Here is a 19,275-nt window from a genome sequence, read left to right as displayed (position 1 = left end):
GCCGCTAGCGGGTTATACTATGCGCTCATTTTTTAATTTTGAGTGAACACATGTTAGCTGTAATTCGTATTTTCATTCTAGGTGTATTTGTAATCATAGCCGGTTTTTTTGGCTCGTTATTTTGTTTGTTACGCCCATTTCACCGCAATAATACGGCACTTGCAGGCCATGTATTTGGTAGCATGCACAGAATTTTAGGAACGCGTATAGAAATCCGTGTACCGGAAAGTGTAAAAGCCGGAGGCCCATTTGTGTATGTGGCGAACCATCAAAATAGCTGGGATATTTTCACCATGAGTGGTTCATTATTGCCAGGTACGGTAACAATCGGTAAAAAAAGCTTGAAGTGGGTGCCATTTTTCGGCCAACTTTATTGGCTTTCGGGAAACATTTTGATTGATAGAAAAAACAGCTCCCGTGCACACGGTACTATTGGTTCGGCGGTATCAGCAATTAAAAAAGATTCTTTATCAATTTGGATGTTTCCGGAAGGAACGCGCAGTTATGGCCGTGGCTTACTACCTTTTAAAACGGGTGCTTTTCATACGGCTATTCAAGCTAAAGTGCCTATTGTTCCAGTTTGTATGAGCACCACTCACGAAAAGATTAAGCTGAACCGTTGGAATAATGGTAAAATTATTATTGAAATGCTGCCACCGGTTGCTACTGATGCCTATACCCGTGAAAGTGTTCGGCCATTGATTGCTGATGTTTACGGGCAAATGCTCGGGAAAATCGCGGCGATCGATGAGGAAGTAAATAACGATGCGCACGCCCAAAATTTAGCCTAAAGTTAAGCCTAAAGCAGGCCGAAGGAGAATTATTCTCGTGAACGATTTAGAAGCGTTATTAGCGCAAAGCGATGAAACGATTGATGCCATTCTTGAAGCTGGTTTAAGCGCTGAAGATGAAATTGATATCGAACATCACTTGGTGAGTAGTGATTTTAGCCGCTTGGAAAAAGCGGCCGTAGAGCTTGTTAAGCTAGGTTATCACGTTGATGAAGCTGAAGAGTTTGAGCTTGATGATGGTAAGCCATGTTTTTACTTTGCCGCCGTTGTTGAATGTGCGCTCGATAAAGCATTGCTGGCTACGCAAACTAAAGAAATAACTAAAGTGGCGGATGCCTGTGGTGTTGAATACGATGGCTGGGGTACCTACCTTGGTGATGACGAGGAAGGTGAACTCGATGAAGACGAACTTGAAGAAGTAGATTGGGATGATTACGACGATTCCGATCTAGATGATTGAAAGCCACCACAGCGTTTACCAGCGCATTAGTGGGATTTTTTCGCTGCAACAGCCTCGTTAGCGGAAAAGGAATGTAGCTTTAATAAAAGCTAAGAAAAAACCCGATTCACAGGAATCGGGTTTTTTAATATTAGCTTTCAGAACAACTACAGCGTTGCGATACGCTGGCGCTGTTGCTCGAGCTGCTTTACTAGCTCTTCGGCTTCAGCTTGTTTTTCACGCTCTTTGGCAATGACATCGGCCGGTGCGTTACTCACAAACTTCTCATTCGATAACTTTCCAGAAACCCGCTGTAACTCTTTTTGGGCTTTATCAATCGCTTTATCTAAACGAGCAAGTTCTGCTTCTTTATCGATTAAGCCTGCCATAGGAATATGAATTTCCATGCGGCCAACAAGCGCTGTAGCACTTGCAGGTGCTTCTTCATCCGTTGCTATAAAGGTAAGGGATTCAAGCTTAGCAAGCGCGCTTAGGAAGCTTGCGTTCTCATTTAAACGGCGTGTAGCAGTTGTATCGGCATTAACAATCAATACCGGCAATGCTTTGCTTGGCGATAAATCCATTTCACCGCGGATATTACGCACTGCAACAATAACTTGCTTCAGCCATTCCATATCCGCTTGCGCTTCAGCAAACTTTACCGGCTGAACTTGTGGATACGCTTGTAGCATAATGGTATCGCCTTGGGCTCCTGCTAACGGTGCTACGCGCTGCCAGATCTCTTCGGTTATGAACGGCAGCAACGGGTGCAATAGGCGCAGAAGTTGTTCGAGAACCGTTACCAAGGTATGGCGTGTGGCACGTTGCTGGGCTTCGCTGCCACTAAACAATACTGGTTTGGTAAGCTCTAAATACCAATCGCAGAATTGGTTCCAGGTAAACTCATAGGCAATTGCCGCAGCCTGATCGAAACGGTAGGTATCGAGTGCATGGCGAAACTGCTTGGTGGTATCGTTAAAGCGTTCAATAATCCATTGATCAGCCAATGAAAGCTGCATTTCGCCGCCGTTCAATCCGCAATCTTTTTCTTCGGTGTTCATCAGCACATAGCGGCTGGCGTTCCAAAGTTTATTGCAGAAGTTACGATAACCTTCAAGGCGTTTCATATCCCAGTTGATATCGCGCCCGGTTGAGGCGAGCGCCGCAAGGGTAAAACGCAACGCATCGGTGCCGTGGGCGGTAATACCTTCAGGGAACTCTTTTTTCGTGCGTTTGGCAATTTGTGTTGCGAGTTTTTCTTGCATCAAATTGCTGGTGCGTTTTTCGAGTAGCTCTTCGAGGCCGATACCATCGATCATATCCAGAGGATCAATAACATTCCCCTTCGATTTCGACATCTTATCGCCTTGCTCATCCCGAATTAAGCCGGTTACATATACTGTTTTAAATGGCACCTGAGGTTTACCATCTTCATCTTTCAGGAAGTGCATGGTCATCATGATCATGCGTGCTACCCAGAAGAAAATAATATCAAAGCCAGTAACCAAAACATTGGTTGGGTGGAAGGTTTTTAAGGCTTCGGTATTCTCTGGCCAACCCAAGGTTGAGAATGTCCATAACGCTGAAGAAAACCAAGTATCCAATACATCGTTATCTTGCTGTAAAGCGCGTTCGCCGAGCCCATGCTTTTCACGAACTTCGGCTTCACTGCGGCCAACATAAACATTGCCTTCATCATCGTACCAAGCGGGAATTCGGTGGCCCCACCAAAGTTGGCGGGAAATACACCAATCTTGAATATCGCGCATCCAACTGAAATACATATTCTCGTATTGCTTCGGCACAAATTCGATTTCGCCATCTTCCACAGCTTTCGTTGCCGTTTCGGCCAATGGTGCTACACGTACATACCACTGATCAGTTAAGAACGGTTCTATAACTACACCAGAGCGATCGCCATACGGCACCTTGTTATCGTGCTCAGCAACTTTTTCTAACAAGCCTAGGGCTTCCATAGCAGCAACAACGGCTTTACGCGCAGCAAAGCGCTCAAGGCTTGCAAACTCAGCGGGTAAACTAGTATCAACGTCGGTGCGCGGAAGGCCTTTGATATCGAACACTTCAGCTTCGGCAAGAACGTGCGCAGAATCGCTCAGAATATTAATTAATGGCAGATTGTGGCGTTTACCAATTTCGTAATCATTAAAATCGTGTGCCGGCGTTATTTTTACACAGCCAGAGCCGAATTCTTGATCTACATAATCATCAGCAATAATCGGGATCTTGCGGCCGGTAAGTGGCAATTCAATGAATTTACCTTGTAGCGTTTGGTAGCGCTCATCTTCTGGGTGCACTGCAACACAAGAATCGCCAAGCATAGTTTCTGGCCGAGTAGTGGCTACAATCACATAATCTTTACCATCAGCAGTTGTAGCGCCATCGGCAAGGGGGTAACGCAAATGCCAAATTTTGCCTTTGGTATCTTTGTTCTCAACTTCTAAATCAGAAATAGCTGTTTTTAGTTTCGGATCCCAGTTTACTAAGCGCTTACCACGGTAAATAAGGTTATCTTCATGCAAGCGCACAAATACTTCTTGCACCGCTTTCGATAAGCCTTCATCCATAGTGAAACGTTCACGTTCCCAATCTACTGAATCACCTAAGCGGCGCATTTGTCGGGTAATGGTGCCGCCAGATTCAGCTTTCCAATCCCAAACTTTATCAATAAAGGCTTCACGGCCTAGGCTATGGCGATCTAAGTTTTCGGCTGCTAATTTGCGTTCTACCACCATTTGCGTGGCAATACCTGCGTGATCAGAACCCACTTGCCAAAGCGTGTTATACCCATCCATTCGTTTATAACGAGTGAGAGTATCCATAAGTGTGTGTTGAAAAGCGTGGCCCATATGCAAACTGCCGGTCACGTTCGGTGGCGGAATCATAATACAATAAGATTCGCCTTGCCCAGATGGACGGAAATAACCCGCCTGTTCCCAGTTCTCGTAAAGGCGTTGCTCAATATTTTGTGGGGAGTAGGTTTTATCCATGGTGTCCTTCAATTATTCCGGAGCAGGTAGGGTAGCCATTTGCATACCCAGCTGCCGATAATGACGATAGCGCTCACGCGCAAGTTCCTTGCCTGCTTCATCGGCAGGAACGAAATCAATAATTTCTTGAATGTGGCGAGTTAATTCGGGCACTTCGTGGCGCAAATTAAATACTACATTTCGTTGTTTGCTTAATTCACCTGCTGGTTGATCCCAGCCAATTAATACTGGTGTTCCAGCAATTGGGCCTTCTCCCACTAAATTGTGGGGAATAAAGCGTTCAGCTGGAATTTGCCAGAGTAGCTCATCAACCGCTTCCGCTTGTGCCTGATCTTGGCCGAAAATAACAATACGGCGGCGCTGATTAAACTGCTGTGCAATTAATTTACAAACAGCATTAAGCAATGCGGCCGGAGCCGCATTATTCACAACATAAAAAGTTACTCTAGCCACAGCCTATTCGCTCTGTGCAGCGCCTGAGCGCGCTAAGAGGAATTGTGTGAGCATAGGCACAGGCCGACCAGTAGCGCCTTTATCTTTGCCACCTTTCCAAGCGGTACCGGCAATATCTAAATGTGCCCAATGATATTTTTTGGTGAAGCGCGATAAGAAGCAAGCGGCTGTAATAGTACCTGCAGGACGACCACCAAGGTTGGTCATATCTGCAAATGGGCTATCCAGCATATCTTGGTATTCATCCCATAACGGCAGTTGCCAAGCACGATCACCACTTTGTTTAGAAACGCCAAGCAGCTCATGCGCCAATGGATTATGGTTGCTCATCATGCCGGTTGCATGCGCGCCCAAGGCAATAACACATGCGCCAGTTAAGGTAGCAATATCCACAACCGTTTCAGGGTTAAAACGCTCAACATAGGTGAGGGTATCGCATAATACTAAACGGCCTTCGGCATCTGTGTTGAGTACTTCTACGGTTTGCCCCGACATCGTTTTAATCACATCACCAGGGCGATAGGCACGGCCATCTGGCATATTTTCACAGCCAGCTAAAATGCCAATTACGTTGATGGGCAGTTTCAATTCCGCTAGTGCCTGCATGGTTCCGAGAACACCTGCAGCACCCCCCATATCGTATTTCATTTCATCCATCGCTTCTGATGGTTTAATCGAAATACCGCCGGAATCAAAGGTTAAGCCTTTGCCCACTAAAACGATAGGTGCCCGATTATCATCCACGCCTTGGTAGTGCATGAGTGTCATTACCGCAGGGTTATCTGAACCACGGCTCACTGCAAGATATGCATTCATACCAAGCTCAGCCATATCGGTTTCAGTTACCCGCTCTACGGTTAAATTACTATAATTCTCGGCTAGTGCTTCCGCTTGTTCTGCGAGCCAGATTGGGGTGCAGATATTTGGCGGCATGTTTGCTGCATCGCGGCACAGCTTTACGCCTTTAGCTACTGCTAAACCGTGGCTTACCGCTCGCTCACCTACAGGTAACTCACGCCGAGAAGGCACGTTAAAAATAAGCTTCCGCAACGGCCGGCGGGGTTCTTCACGATGGGTTTTAAGTTGATCGAATACATAAAGGCTACCTTGTGCCGCTTCAATTGCGTGGCGCACTTTCCAATAGGTATCTCGGCCTTTCACATGCAGCTCGCTTAAGAAGCAAACGGCTTCCATGGCGCCAGTATCATTTAGGGTAGCAATGGTTTTGCTGATAATCTGGCGATATTGGCGTTCATCCAGTTCACGCTCTTTACCACACCCAACTAACAAAATTCGTTCACTCAGAAGATTTGGAACATTGTGGAGGAGCAGCACTTGCCCTGGCTTTCCTTCGATATCGCCACGGCGTAGAATATTGCTTAAGTACCCATCGCTTATTTTATCAATCTGCTCAGCCGCCGGAGATAAACGGCGAGGTTCAAAAACACCCACTACAATACATGCTGAACGTTGCTTTTCTGGGCTACCGCTTTTTACGCTAAATTCCATAGGTACTCCCATTTCTGGTTTATTGATGCCGGTCGTGGCATTATTAGCAATAATCTAAGGCGGCAGGCCGTAGTTAATCGCCTTGAATCGAAAGATTCCTTGGAAAAAAGGAAGCAAATTCGATGATATAGCCTTAGAATCGCAGATCAAACTTGTCAAAACACAAAGTTTACTGAAATATTCAGTGATTTCCAGTAAAAAGCGAAGTTAAGGGTTGGGCCTGTGCTCATATTTCGTTACATCATTCGTGAAACATTCAAAGCACAAATGGCTATCTTTGTGGTTTTGCTAACCATTTTCGTTAGCCAGCAATTTGTCCAGATTCTCACGGAAGCTTCAGAAGGGCAAATTCCTGCGCAACTCATTTTGTTAGTGCTTGGGTTACAGTTACCTGGGTTAGCTTCATTGCTGCTTCCTATAAGCCTTTTCCTTGGGGTTTTAATGGCCCAAGGGCGTCTGTATGCGGATCATGAAATGGCCGTGTTTCACGCCTGTGGCGTGAGTGAATGGTATATCACCCGTGTTTCTCTCGCTTTTGCCGGTGTTCTTGCCGTAATTACCGCCTTGCTCACGCTCTGGCTTAGCCCATGGGCGTTGGCGCAGGAGCAAACCATAGCCGATCGATTAAGAGCCGAAGCGGGCGTTTCGGTTTTACAATCAGGCCGTTTTCAACAAGCAGCCCAGCAACGCGCGGTTATTTTTATTGAAAGCCAATCTGAAAGTGGTGAGCTTGAAGAAGTTTTCGTTGCTCAATTGCCAGCGCGCGGTGAAATGGCTTCCGGAGATGTTCGGGCCAGTGTAGTAATGGCAGCTCGCGGGCGCATTGAAACTTTGCCAAATGGCGCCCAGCAAATGGTACTCGATGAAGGGAGGCGCTATTCACAATCGCTTACCAACCTTGATCATCAAGTGATGGAATTCGATCAGTATCAAATTCAAATTCGTGAGCAGGAAGTAGATAGTACTGGCCGCCGCGAAGAAGCCATTCCAACACGCGAACTCTGGGGCGATTCAAGCTATGCTGCCGCTGCCGAATTACAATGGCGCCTTGCTATTCCGTTGGCGATGCCTTTACTAATTCTCATTGCTGTACCGTTAAGCCGAGTAAACCCGCGACAAGGTAAATTTGCGCGAATTGCACCGGCATTACTGATTTATCTTGGTTATTTTATGGTCTTAATGGCAACCAAGCGGGCGCTAGCCGATGGCTCATTGCCGATTGAACTTGGGCTCTGGTGGATACACCTTAGTTTAGCCGTAATCGGCATTTCTTTGTTGCTGAAAGAACGCCCAGCTGGCTATCGAATGCGGGCTGCGTTGCGAGGGCGAAGATAATGTTCAGTATTCTCGATCGCTACATTGGCAAAACAGTATTGCTCACCACGCTTTTAAGCCTTTCGGTATTAACCGGGTTAAGCAGTTTGATTCGGTTTGTTGAGCAAATTCGCGCAATTGGCCGTGGCACCTATGAAATGTCTGATGTTCTGGTGTTTGTGTTACTCAGCATTCCTCGTGATGTAGAAATGTTCTTCCCCATGGCTGCCTTGCTAGGCGGCCTAATTGGTATGGGGCTGCTCGCCAGTAGCAGCGAGCTCACGGTAATGATGGCCGCAGGCCTCTCGCGCCTAAATATTATCGGCTCAGTTATGAAATCGGCCATTGTTATGATGTTTGCAGTACTCGCTATTGGCGAATGGGTGGCGCCGAACACTGAGGCACAAGCAAGGCAATTGCGCGCTCAAGCGATATCTGGAGGCAGTTTAATTTCAGGTGAACAGGGCATATGGGCCAAAGATGGCAATCGTTTTATTCATATTGGTGAGGTACTCGATACCGGTACTTTAGAGAACGTAACCATATATGAATTTAACGGCCGCGAACTGGAAAAAGTGGTGCATGGAGGAAGGGCAACCTATGTGGGGCCTGATTGGTTTGTTCATGATGCTCAGTATACGGAAGTAACCCCAGAGCGTGTTGCTAACTACCAACTTGCGAGCTGGTCGTGGCGTTCCACGTTAACACCCGACAAGCTTGGTGCAGTAACCGTGCGGCCTGAATCACTTTCTATCACTGGTTTGAAAGAATACGTAAACTATTTAAAATCTAACCGTCAAGATGCGAGCCGCTACGAGCTCGCCTTTTGGCGTAAAGTGGTAGTACCGTTTACGGTAACGGTTATGTTGCTCGTGGCGCTCTCGTTTATCTTTGGGCCTTTGCGCTCAACTACGATGGGAGCTCGTGTACTGCTAGGCGTAATAACCGGATTTACCTTCCATGTATTCAATGAGGTTTTTGCGCCGATATCGCAGGTTTATAACTTACCACCGTTGTTAGGTGCGGTATTGCCTGGAATGCTCTTTGCGGCTGCAGCGCTTTATATATTGAGCCGAAACCGAATCTAGCTACTTCCAGTTAATAAATTGGTTTGCTTCTTTGCTTAGCACAACAACTTCGCATTTGGCGATGCGATCTTGCAGCGCCAATTTTTCATTGCCAAACAACACCCAAATATTCCCCAAACCGAATAACGCAGTTACTGCTCGAATCAGCGCTTGTTTCTTAGTGATTCGTGAATTATCGGTATTACGAACTCGTAACCGCCAGGTGCGCATGCCGAGCGTTTGCCCCCCACGCACCCAAAACCCTACGTAAAACCAGAGTAAAACCGCAACTAAATAAATACTGGTAAGTGGGTTACCTTGCAATAGAGCAGCATGATCCTCACCTTCAGCGAGGGTTATCACACCGGTTTTAGTTAAGAGGCCGAGTGCCGCTAGTAAAACCGCGAACGCAAACATAATTACTGCAGCCACAACCAGAGAATCATAAACGATAGCTAATATTCTGCGGCCGAAGCCGGCTCTTGGAACGGGAGCGTACTCGAGGTTCTCGGTTGAAATATTGGCGCTATTCTGAGCGCTAGAAGAAGGGGAGTTTGCCATTTTTGTATAAATCCTGAACGAACGATTGCAAGATCATATCACGAAGTATTCTTTTTTATCATACATGCTTGCAAGAAGCGCCGGCATGGGTATAATGCGCTGCGTCTGATTGATTCAGATGCAGCCTCCGAAGAAATGCCCGGGTGGCGAAATTGGTAGACGCAGCGGATTCAAAATCCGCCGCCAGAAATGGTGTGCCGGTTCGAGTCCGGCCCCGGGCACCACAACTTTTAATGATGTGATCATTTCCGCAAGCTAAGAAGTTCTCTGTTGCTCAAACGCACTTATCTTATAGGCCTAAAGTGGCTCAAGGTAGTTTCGATTAGAGCAAAATTAATCAGTATCACGAGCGTGTAAACGAATTCTGCGGTACGAAGCGGATGCCGATGAATTGCTGTTGTCGCAATCCGTCATAATCGCAATCGCATTAATTTTATCAGGTGCTTGCCCATGAAAGTTCTCGAAATCAGCTTGTAGATCTCGAGTTTCAGTTTGCCATTGGTCACTTTCTTGTTTACCAGAGCGCGTTGCTAGCATATGTGCTTGCTTAGCAAAAGGGTTGGGCCAGTTTGCACCTACCTCGCTTTGTTGGCTCCATACATAGTTTACAGCGCGCGTACGCCAGCGAAGAATGGAATGCTCACGCACTACATAAATGCGAGCAGCATAATCATCACCATCTTTTTCGCGCTCATTTCCTACTTGCGGAAACTCACGCCTTTATTACTTGGCGCAACCAGCCGTGGCTATCTTCGCGTTTGCCCCATTGAATTTCGTTCAATGTTGCACGCAACTTTAACGTTGTCGGCCCAGGTTTACCGTTACCAATAACATGTTCTTTGCCTTCATGGATTAATGTTCCAACAGGTGCTAACACCGCAGCTGTGCCCGATAACGCAGCTTCACATCCGGGTTTGCTGGCGCGGTCTAACAGCTCTTCTACACTCAGAGCGCGTTCTTGCACATCCATGCCAAGATCGCGGGCAATGGTGAGAATAGAATCACGCGTTACGCCATGCAGAAACGATGAATCAAGAGATTTGGTAATCACTTCGTTGCCGTCGATTAAGATAAAGTTAGCTGCACCAGTTTCCTGCACATCACCTTGTGGGCAGAAGAGCACCTGATCTGCCTGATATTTTTCCTTTGCACGAAGAATCGGGCCCATTGCGCTCGCATAGTTGCCGCCGCTTTTAATCATGCCCATGTGCGCTGCACAGCGCATGCTATCTTCTTCAATGAGCAAACGTAAAGCAACGTCGCCACCCGAAAAATAGGCGCCCACTTGCGATAACAGCACATATAACATTGAGCTATTTGAAGGCGATGCCGCTTTACCAATAGCAGCCTCGGTGCCTATATGTGTTGGCCGAATATACATTGAGCTTGGCGGTGCCGGAATATCGTTAACCACATCGGCTAAACTGCTTAGAATCATGCCTTCAAGAAGCTCGGCTGGAAACTTTGGTAAATGCAACAGTTCGGTGCTTTGCTGCATGCGTGCGATATTTCTATCCATGCGAAAAACATACACCGAGCCATCTTCATGCTTAAATGCTTTTAGCCCTTCAAAACAGGTGCTGGCGTAATGTAATACGTGGGCACCGGGATGTAGTGATATGCTGTTGCTACTAACTATTTGCGGGTTGCTCCACGCGTTATCTTTAAAAGTGGCCACAGCCATATTTGGCATGAACTGAGTTCCGAATGCTGCCATCAGTGTTTCCTTAAGGTTTACTTGTAAAATGGTATCGAGGATACATTAAGTTTATCTAAGGCTGAATCTTTGTGTTCCAACAAAGGAGTTCACGGTCATTTTCGCGATGCAGATTCAGCTCTTTTTAAAGCCAAAACGAACAAACGACGATCTAGCCAATCTTTAAATCCTCTCACCTCAGTAAATTGCATGCGTTTTAATAGGGGTTTGTATTGCTCACTAGCATTGCCAAGTAGCAGAGCTTGCAACAAAATATTGGCTTTTCCTAAATGGGTAGAAGTATCTACTTTCAAACGATTTAGAGCTTTGCCAATTTTTAATTCATCTTTACTGAAATCGGTACCGAAAGGAAAGGCGGGAAATAAACCTTTTTTCTGGAAATTATCGAGGCTGCTGGTTACATATTCAGGTGTATTATTCTGCCATTCTGCGGGCAGTGAAAAGTTCGAATCTACTTTACCCGCTTGTTGAGCTTGTTTTAAAAGCTTTGCTTGAAATCTAGAATCGGCGATTCGAATCAACGCTAAATAAACCTGCTCATCAGCGCGGCCACGAAGATCAGCGATACCGTATTCGGTGATAATAATATCGCGTAAGTGCCGGGGAATAGTGCAATGGCCATAGGAGAACAATATATTCGAATGAACTTTCTTGCCGGACATGCGAGTACTGCGAATGGTTAAAATAGAGCGGGCCCCTTTGAGATCGTGAGCCATGGAAACAAAATCATATTGCCCGCCAACACCGCTTAACACGCGGCCATCTTCTAGCCCATCGGAAACTACCGCGCCATCTAGAGTGCATTGCATTGCGGAGTTAATAAAACGGCTAGAAACTCGCTGTGCAACCTTAAGGCGTTGGTTACCAAAGCGGTGATCGTTAAGATCATTAATATAATTCACGCTGCTCATGCAAATAAGTTCGCGTTGTTCATCACTTAGCTGTTCTAATTTTTTATAGAAGTTACGCGGGCCCAAATAAAAGCCGCCGTGCATCACAACGCCACCTTGCAAACGAACATCATCAGTTTGCGCTGGGTCTAGTTCACCCTTGTTGATTGCTTCTTGCAAATCAACATCAGGGTAAACTTTTCGAGCTAATATTCCCGCTTCTAGAAGGTAGATAAACCCATCAACCATCATTTCGCTACAACCATATAAACCTTTTTTAAAAGGCTTAACGCCGCCATATTTTTCAGCGACAGGAAATCGCTTGGCAACCTCCAAATCTCGGTAGAGCTGTTGCCAATCATCGTTGTGCTCATGGCGTAAGCGCGTGCCATAAATTAACGCTGCACCTAACGAACCGATGCCCACCTGCAAGGTGCCGCCATCTTTCAACAGTGTGCTGGCGTAAAAACCAATGATGTGGTCTTGTGCACTAATAGGAGAATGAGGGGCTGAAAAGAGTGGGTATTCAGCTTCTTTATTTTCCAGTATTACATCGAAAGTAGAAATAGGCACAGCCGCATCGCGGCCAAAAAATGGCAGATTGTTGTTACATTCAGCTACCAGTGCAACAGGGTTTTCTGCCGTTTCGGCGGCCCGTAAATTTACAAATAAATCTAATGATAAATCTGGATTACAGCTCAGGCTAAATTGCTCTGGGTAATTAGGATTGGTATCTGGAGCCACAAGCTGGCCAATAACATTCACACCGAGCGCCAATAGATCGCGCATGGCATGGGTGTAATTAGTGCAGATATAACGCCGTTGCTGTTCATTGTGATGCAAAAAATTACCCGCTTGGAAGAAAAACTCAGATACTTTTACATTGCTTGGAAGCTTATGATCGAGCACATCTCTTGCGTATTCGAGTTCCGGTATATCACCATACATGCGCTCTAAAAAAGGGCCCATAAAACGTTGTTCAAGGCCCTTTGTAGGAACGGGTGGTAACAGTGAAAGTGCTGTAACTATGTGGAGTTCAATTTCAGGATTTTCTTTGGCGTATTGGTATAACGCATTAACGAAATGAATAGGCTTCCCTAGGCCAAGGGGAAGCCCCAATGTTATTTTTTTACCTACCCGCTGAATTACTTCTTCAACGCATCTGTTGCTTTGTTGGGTTCGATAAGGGTGAGCATGGTTCATGAGGCACTCTTTATGTTTAAGGTATTTGTTTTCAAATAGTAATTGTCACCATCGTTCCAATAGTTTGTTTTTAGCTGTAAATATGGAGAAATCAAGTAAGTGTTCGAACTTAGCTCTTTTAGGAGCTTGAGTATACAGTGGCTGATGTCTATGATGATTTATAACTCATCTGTAAAGAGTACTCCCTTAATGAATCCGAAAAACTCTAGTGTAAACAAAATACTTAACGAATCTGCCAAGCTCAATAAGTTAGCCCCAGTATCGAAAGCTGTATTTGCTAGATTAACGCGAATAGCACAGGACACTCTTAATGTACCCATTGCCTTTATTTCTCTAGTACAAGAAGGTAGGGAATACATTCAGTATTATTCGGGGCCTGACATTCCTCAATTTTTAAGTTCTTTTGATTCTTTTTCCCGCACAATACTCGAGAACAATATACTTGAGGTTAACGATACGGAATCAGACGTTCGATTAACTGATTACCCAGCTATTAAGAATCACTCCTATATTCGCTCTTATAGTGCAATACCTCTAATTGGCCAAAACCAACGGAGACTTGGTTTTTTTTGGGTTCTAAATAAAAGCCCCCGTGTTTTGCTCGCTAATGAAAGAGAGTTATTAGATTTTTTAGCAGAGTCAATTTCGAGTGAAGTGCAAACGTCACTGTCGTTGGAAGTGCAAAGCAATGAACAGCGACTGCTCTCTATTCTCGAAGGAACCAATATAGGAACGTGGGAATGGAATGTTCAAACTGGGGATACGGTATTTAATGAACGTTGGGCTGAAATCGTTGGTTACACCTTAAGTGAGCTTGAGCCCATATCCATTGACACTTGGATGTCTCTAGCTCATCCCGATGATCTAGAGCATTCCGGGGAGTTACTAAATAAGCATTTCTCTGGTGAGTTGGAGTTTTATGATTGTAAAGCTCGAATGCGGCATAAAAATGGTTCTTGGATTTGGGTTCACGATCGAGGACGCGTTGTTTCTCGAACAGATGATGGTGAGCCACTTATTGTTTCTGGAACTCATGCTGATATTACGCTACAAATGCAAGCTAAACAGGAACTTGAATCACAACGCCTTTTTCTAGAAAACATATTTAATAGTGATGTATCAGCCTTTATTGTTATTAATGAGGATGGCCGCTTTACTTATGCGAATAATGAAGCAATTCGAGTTCTTGGGTTACAACTAAATGATTCGCCGAAAGATAATGAAGCAACTTTTGATGACCCAAGGTGGCACATAACGAATATTGACGGTAGTGAGTTCCCAAACGACAAGCTTCCTTTTGCAGTTGTTAGTAGGACAAAGCAGCCCGTAAAAGATATTAAGCACGCTATTCGCTGGCCAGATGGGGAGTGGAAGGCGCTTTCGGTTAATGGTGCTCCGCTACTTAACGCATTTGGTGAAACGGAGTATGTATTTGCCGTACGAGATATTACTCAGCAGGTTTTACTGGAAGAAGCATTACGAGAGAGCGAGGCTCAATTTCGTTCGTTGGTTGATAATATGCCGGGAGTGACTTATCGATGCCGATATGATGAGGAATGGACAATGCTCTACCTCAGTGACAAGGTTGACCCACTTTCAGGTTATCCAGCATCTGATTTTATCCAAAATAAAGTTAGATCTTACGATAGCGTAATTCATCCTGACGACAAAAAAATGGCGAGTATTGCAGTAGAAAAAGCGATTGAGGAACACACGGATTGGCTCATAGAATACAGAGTACTTCACCGTGATGGCTCAGTTCAATGGGCAAAAGAAAAGGGGCGGCCAGTTTACGATAAGAATGGTGACGTTGAGCATCTTGATGGATTTATCCTAAACGTTACTGATGATAAATCTAATCGAATTGAACTTGAAAACCAGTTGTCAGCTTTTAAAGCTTTAAACGATATCTCATCAATAGCGGGAACCGAAACTTTGGAGCGCTTGAACTTAGCTCTGGCTTTGGGCTCATCATATCTTGGATTAGAATTAGGTATAGTGAGTCAAATCCAAGAATCTGAATACAAAGTAGTTGCTTTTACCGCCCCCGAAAATGCTGAATTGAAAAATGGACAAACTTTTGCGCTTAGCAATACCTACTGTGATATCACCCTAAACGCTAACGATGTTATTACTATCGATGAAATGAAAAGTTCAGAATATCGAGGACACCCTTGTTATCAGTCGTTTACTTTAGAGTCTTACATCGGTGTTCCTTTATATGTTGAGGGTAAGCGCTTCGGAACATTAAGCTTCTCTTCAACAACGTCGCGAGAGAATTCGTTCAGAGAAACTGAGAAGCAATTTATACGATTGATGGCTCGGTGGGTATCTACAACGCTTGAATTGAAAAACCAACAGGCCACCCTTGAAAGAAGCGAGCAGAGGCTTCGAGGTTTGTTTGAGCTATCTCCGATCGGAATAGCGTTGAATGATTATGAAACAGGGGCGTTTGTTGATCTGAATGCGGCGCTCCTTTTATCCACCGGATACACAAGAGATGAATTTATATCCCTAAGTTATTGGGATGTTACCCCGCGAGAATATGAAGCTGAGGAGTTTAAGCAACTTAAGATGTTGGATACGACATCGAGGTATGGGCCTTTTGAAAAGGAGTACATACGAAAAGACGGCAGTAGATATCCTGTTTGTTTACATGGGATGCTTGTTGAAGACAATTCAGGTCGTAAGCTTATTTGGTCGATTATTGAGGATATTTCTGAACGTAAACGGAATGACGAGATCAAGAATCAATTTGTTTCAACCGTAAGCCATGAATTGCGAACTCCCATTAGCTCTATTACTGGCTCACTTCAGCTTTTGTTAGGTGGCGCTACCGGAGAGCTGCCAAAATCAGCCGTTGAGATGATAGCCATAGCACTCAAGAATAGTAGTCGTTTAAGCTTATTAATCGATGATATTTTAGATTTGGAAAAACTATTAGCGGGTAGAATTGAGTGGAGCATAGAAACGTTATCCGTACACTCATTGTTTAAAGATATTATTGAGAGAAATGAACCGTTTGCGAAACGGCATAATGTAACCCTTAGCGTGGAGGATATAGATCCTGCTCTGGAGATTGATGTTGATGCTCAACGATTTGAGCAAGTAATTACTAACCTACTCTCAAATGCTGTGAAATTTTCTTCTTCAGGAGATATTGTCACGCTAAATGCTAAAAAAGAAGAGTTAGGGGTTCGGATCTCGATTATCGATCGAGGTGAGGGTATTCCCGAAGAATTTCACCCGCGCGTTTTTGAAAAGTTTGCTCAGGCAAATGCCAGCAACACTAGAAAAACGGGTGGTACTGGCCTTGGTTTATCAATCTGCAAGGAAATCGTTGAACAATTAGGTGGAACTATTGATTTCGAATCGAATCCCGGCGGTACGGTATTTAATATTACTTTCCCCTACAGAAACAAAACTTTAGGGGAAAATAATGGATAGGTCAGAGTATTATAGTGCATCAGGGCAGCACTTGAAGTGGATTGCTGCTCTTGTTTTTGTTTTTTTTGTTGCCGTTGCCGAATATTTGATTTGGGATTACCAACGATATGAAAAATACCAAGCTGAACAAACCGTAACGGAGTACGTGACAAGAACAAAGTCGCAATTAGAATCTGAGTTGAATGGCCTTATTTTTCTAACTCACGGCATTGAAGCGTATGTGTTAGCGCGTAATGGGGAGGTTGTCCCAAGCGAGATCAAATCAATACTGAATCAAGTTTATACATTTAGTGCTTATTTTCGGAATATTGGAATTGCTCCGGGAAATGAGTTGCGTTGGGTTTTCCCTCTAGAAGGTAACGAATTAGCAATAGGTATTCGTTATGAGGAGCTACCCGGGCAGTGGGCTGATATTAAAACAGTAATAGATTCACGCGCAGCTAAGTTAATCGGGCCTGTAGAGTTAGTTCAAGGCAATATGGGCTTAATTTACCGCTCTCCGTTATACATTGATGATCTCTATTGGGGAATGGTAAGTGCTGTTATCGATGCAGAAAGTTTATTCTCGTCTATAGAACAAGAAGCAAATTTAGCTGGGCAGAGGCTATCTGTGGGACTCAGAAAAATAGAAGAAAACTCGGAGTATGGAGAGGCGTTTTTTGGAGCGCCTTCGGCTTTTGCGCCAGGAAGCACTCTCGCTCTTGTTAATATTCCTGGGGGGCAGTGGGAACTTGCTGTAGCTGCAGAGTTTGAGGTTGCTAATGTTTGGCCAGCTAGAATAGTAGCCTGGGTATTAATTTTGCTGGGTGTTTCAGGGCTTTCTTACGTGACTCGATATCTGTATCAAAATAAGTTAGTGGCAGTACTTGCAAGTGAAGTTGAAGAAAAAACGAACGAATCACTAAAAGCCTTTCGAAAGCTCGATAATGTTTTACAAGCAGCAAGTGAAACGGCAATTATTGCAACCGACAATCAGGGTATTATAAACGTTTTCAATAAAGGCGCTGAACGAATGTTGGGCTATAGCGCGGCTGATTTGATTGGTAACGAGAGTCCTGGTCTCTTTCATGAGGCAAGTGAAATTGATGAAAGAGCCGAAGAGCTAAGCCGAGCATTATCGCGAAATGTGTCCGGTTTTTCTGTTTTTACAGTTATTCCAGATTTGAAGGGTTCAGAAAAGCGTGTATGGACGTATATCACCAAATCAGGAGCTCGTATCCCTGTAGAATTAACTGTAACTAAAGAATTTGATAGCAATGGAAATGCCAGTGGCTATTTAGCTTTGGCGGCAGATGTTAGTGAGCGTTTGCACAATCAAAATATAACTCGCGAATTAAAAGAACGATTAGAAGCGGCCACTGCAGTAGCTCAGGTAGGGGTTTGGGAGCTTGATCTGTCTAGCAAGAAAATGCTCTGGAATGAGCAAATGTTTGAGTTAACCGGCGTTTCAAGCTCTGATTTTACTGGCAGCTATGAAAACATCGAGCGCTTATTAACTTCTGATTATCTTGAACCCTTTAATTTGTATTTGTACAAATTAATTGAGAAAACGAATCAACATCTGCCAATAGAAAACCCTCCCGTTCCATTAAAAACCACATTCCAGATTATAAAAGAGAACAGTGGTGAATTAAGATGGATGAAAGGTCACGCAATTATTAAGTGTGATGAAATAGGAGTTCCAGTATCAATGCTAGGGACTATGATTGATATTTCAGGTTTAGTATTTGCGCGTGAGGCAGCTGAGAAAGCTGAAAAGCTAAAATCTGAGTTTTTATCTACCGTAAGCCATGAGCTGAGAACTCCGCTTTCTGTTATTTCGGGTGCACTCTCTCTAATATCGCTAGATCAAACTGATTTTTCTGACGATACGAAAAGTGTTCTAAATTTAGCGACTCGAAATAGCCAGCGGTTAACGCTACTTATTAATGACTTGTTAGATATGGAAAAGACTACTTCCGGAAGCCTATCGCTAAATATGAAGAATTTCGTTGTTAGTGAACTTATTGAGAAAGCTATCGCTGACAACTCAAATTATGCAAAGAAATATAATGTTGGTATTACACTTAAGTGCTCGATAGACGAGAGAACATTAATAAGTGTTGATGAACTTCGTTTCATGCAAATTATGAGTAACTTGCTCTCGAATGCTGCAAAATATGCTCCTCATGGAACATCTATTCAGGTAGCAGTTGAAGTCCGAGATTCAATTGTTGTCATTAAAGTTATAGACCAAGGCGCAGGAATACCGGAAACATTCAAGAATCGAATCTTTCAACCCTTTGCTCAGGCTGATTCTTCGGATAGCAAACAGAAAGGTGGTACTGGGCTAGGATTGTCAATTACCCGAGCTATCGTTCAGCAAATGAATGGGGAGATCGGGTTTGATAGCGAATCAGATGAAGGAACTATATTCTGGTTTTCATTTCCTATTGTGGTTGCCCCTAAACAAGTTGCAGAACCAGAGGAGTTACTGGCGGGTGATAAAAACGAAGACAAAAAGCTAGAGCGAAAGCCGAAGATTCTTCATGTCGAGGATAACGCTGATTTTGCTACGATCGTTTCTACCAGCTTGAAAAATAAATATCGGATTGACTGTGCCTCAACAGTTCACGAAGCAAGAGCCAAATTGGAAAAGACTCAATATGAACTGATGGTGCTAGATATCGCCTTGCCTGATGGTTCTGGCTTGGAGGTTTTAAACGAAGTGAAGTTGTTGAACTCTAACATCAAAATTATCGTAGTTTCGGATTACGATTTTTCAAACGTCGACTTTCCTCGAGTTGATGCTGTATTAGGTAAAGCACAATTTACTCAAAAGAAGCTTATAGATTTGATTCAGAGCTTAATGTGCTAAAAAAATGAGCGCAGGGAAA

Annotated in this window: 12 protein-coding genes, 1 tRNA gene and 1 pseudogene; 7 read left to right on the top strand and 7 right to left on the bottom strand. The window is 44.3% G+C overall.

The window, feature by feature from the left end:
* The first annotated feature begins 50 nt into the window (after window positions 1–50).
* The gene (locus A28LD_RS01380; protein WP_007419262.1) at window positions 51–791 is read left to right on the top strand and encodes a 1-acylglycerol-3-phosphate O-acyltransferase; all 741 of its coding nucleotides are present in this window, start codon (window positions 51–53) and stop codon (window positions 789–791) included.
* A 37-nt stretch (window positions 792–828) separates the two neighbouring features.
* A complete protein-coding gene (rraB, locus tag A28LD_RS01375; protein WP_007419261.1) occupies window positions 829–1,251 on the top strand; it encodes a ribonuclease E inhibitor RraB in 423 nt (140 codons plus the stop codon).
* Window positions 1,252–1,397: 146 nt separating this feature from the next.
* Here the strand turns inward: rraB and A28LD_RS01370 are convergent, their stop codons facing one another.
* From A28LD_RS01370 to pepA, 3 genes are read right to left on the bottom strand one after another with little or no spacing between them, the layout of a single operon-like run.
* Window positions 1,398–4,238, bottom strand: coding sequence for a valine--tRNA ligase (locus A28LD_RS01370; protein ID WP_007419260.1), 2,841 nt, complete (start codon window positions 4,236–4,238; stop codon window positions 1,398–1,400).
* 12 nt (window positions 4,239–4,250) lie between these two features.
* Window positions 4,251–4,691, bottom strand: a complete 441-nt coding sequence (locus A28LD_RS01365) for a DNA polymerase III subunit chi (RefSeq protein ID WP_007419259.1) — start codon at window positions 4,689–4,691, stop codon at window positions 4,251–4,253.
* Between the two features lie 3 nt (window positions 4,692–4,694).
* Window positions 4,695–6,200: a leucyl aminopeptidase gene (gene pepA, locus A28LD_RS01360; protein WP_007419258.1), complete on the bottom strand. Its 1,506-nt coding sequence runs from the start codon at window positions 6,198–6,200 to the stop codon at window positions 4,695–4,697.
* Window positions 6,201–6,422: 222 nt separating this feature from the next.
* Between pepA and lptF the strand changes: the two genes are divergently transcribed.
* Together lptF and lptG are read left to right on the top strand one after the other, a co-directional pair.
* Window positions 6,423–7,535, top strand: coding sequence for an LPS export ABC transporter permease LptF (lptF, locus tag A28LD_RS01355; protein ID WP_007419257.1), 1,113 nt, complete (start codon window positions 6,423–6,425; stop codon window positions 7,533–7,535).
* Entirely contained in the window at window positions 7,535–8,602 is a 1,068-nt protein-coding gene (gene lptG, locus A28LD_RS01350; protein WP_007419256.1) for an LPS export ABC transporter permease LptG, read from the top strand. The genes lptF and lptG overlap by 1 nt, the downstream gene beginning before the upstream one ends.
* On the opposite strand, the gene A28LD_RS01345 is transcribed toward lptG, so the two are convergent.
* Complete coding sequence (locus A28LD_RS01345; RefSeq protein ID WP_007419255.1) at window positions 8,603–9,142, bottom strand: RDD family protein; 540 nt, start codon at window positions 9,140–9,142, stop codon at window positions 8,603–8,605.
* Between the two features lie 137 nt (window positions 9,143–9,279).
* On the opposite strand from A28LD_RS01345, the gene A28LD_RS01340 reads away from it, so the two are divergent.
* Window positions 9,280–9,366: transfer RNA gene (locus A28LD_RS01340), tRNA-Leu, on the top strand.
* A 109-nt stretch (window positions 9,367–9,475) separates the two neighbouring features.
* Here the strand turns inward: A28LD_RS01340 and A28LD_RS01335 are convergent.
* From A28LD_RS01335 to A28LD_RS01325, 3 genes and pseudogenes are all read right to left on the bottom strand, one after another.
* A pseudogene (locus A28LD_RS01335) lies at window positions 9,476–9,841 on the bottom strand (DUF3047 domain-containing protein); the annotation flags it as partial.
* Window positions 9,842–9,854: 13 nt separating this feature from the next.
* Window positions 9,855–10,859 (bottom strand): branched-chain amino acid aminotransferase, encoded by a 1,005-nt coding sequence (locus tag A28LD_RS01330; RefSeq protein ID WP_007419253.1) that lies wholly within the window; start codon window positions 10,857–10,859, stop codon window positions 9,855–9,857.
* A 95-nt stretch (window positions 10,860–10,954) separates the two neighbouring features.
* Entirely contained in the window at window positions 10,955–12,952 is a 1,998-nt protein-coding gene (locus tag A28LD_RS01325) for an acetyl-CoA hydrolase/transferase C-terminal domain-containing protein (protein ID WP_007419252.1), read from the bottom strand.
* Window positions 12,953–13,141: 189 nt separating this feature from the next.
* Here A28LD_RS01325 and A28LD_RS11790 point away from each other — a divergent pair, with 189 nt between their 5' ends.
* Window positions 13,142–16,399 carry a PAS domain S-box protein gene (locus A28LD_RS11790; protein WP_007419251.1) on the top strand — a complete coding sequence of 1,086 codons (3,258 nt, stop codon included), beginning with the start codon at window positions 13,142–13,144 and terminating at the stop codon, window positions 16,397–16,399.
* Entirely contained in the window at window positions 16,392–19,256 is a 2,865-nt protein-coding gene (locus A28LD_RS01315; RefSeq protein ID WP_007419250.1) for an ATP-binding protein, read from the top strand. Before A28LD_RS11790 ends, A28LD_RS01315 begins: the two co-directional genes overlap by 8 nt.
* Window positions 19,257–19,275: the final 19 nt, after the last annotated feature.

Origin of the sequence: Idiomarina sp. A28L, assembly GCF_000218785.1 — a bacterium.
In the GTDB taxonomy this organism is placed as follows: Bacteria; Pseudomonadota; Gammaproteobacteria; order Enterobacterales; family Alteromonadaceae; genus Aliidiomarina.
The sequence above is the reverse complement of the archived record's forward strand: the minus strand, read 5'-3'. Positions and strand labels throughout refer to the sequence as shown.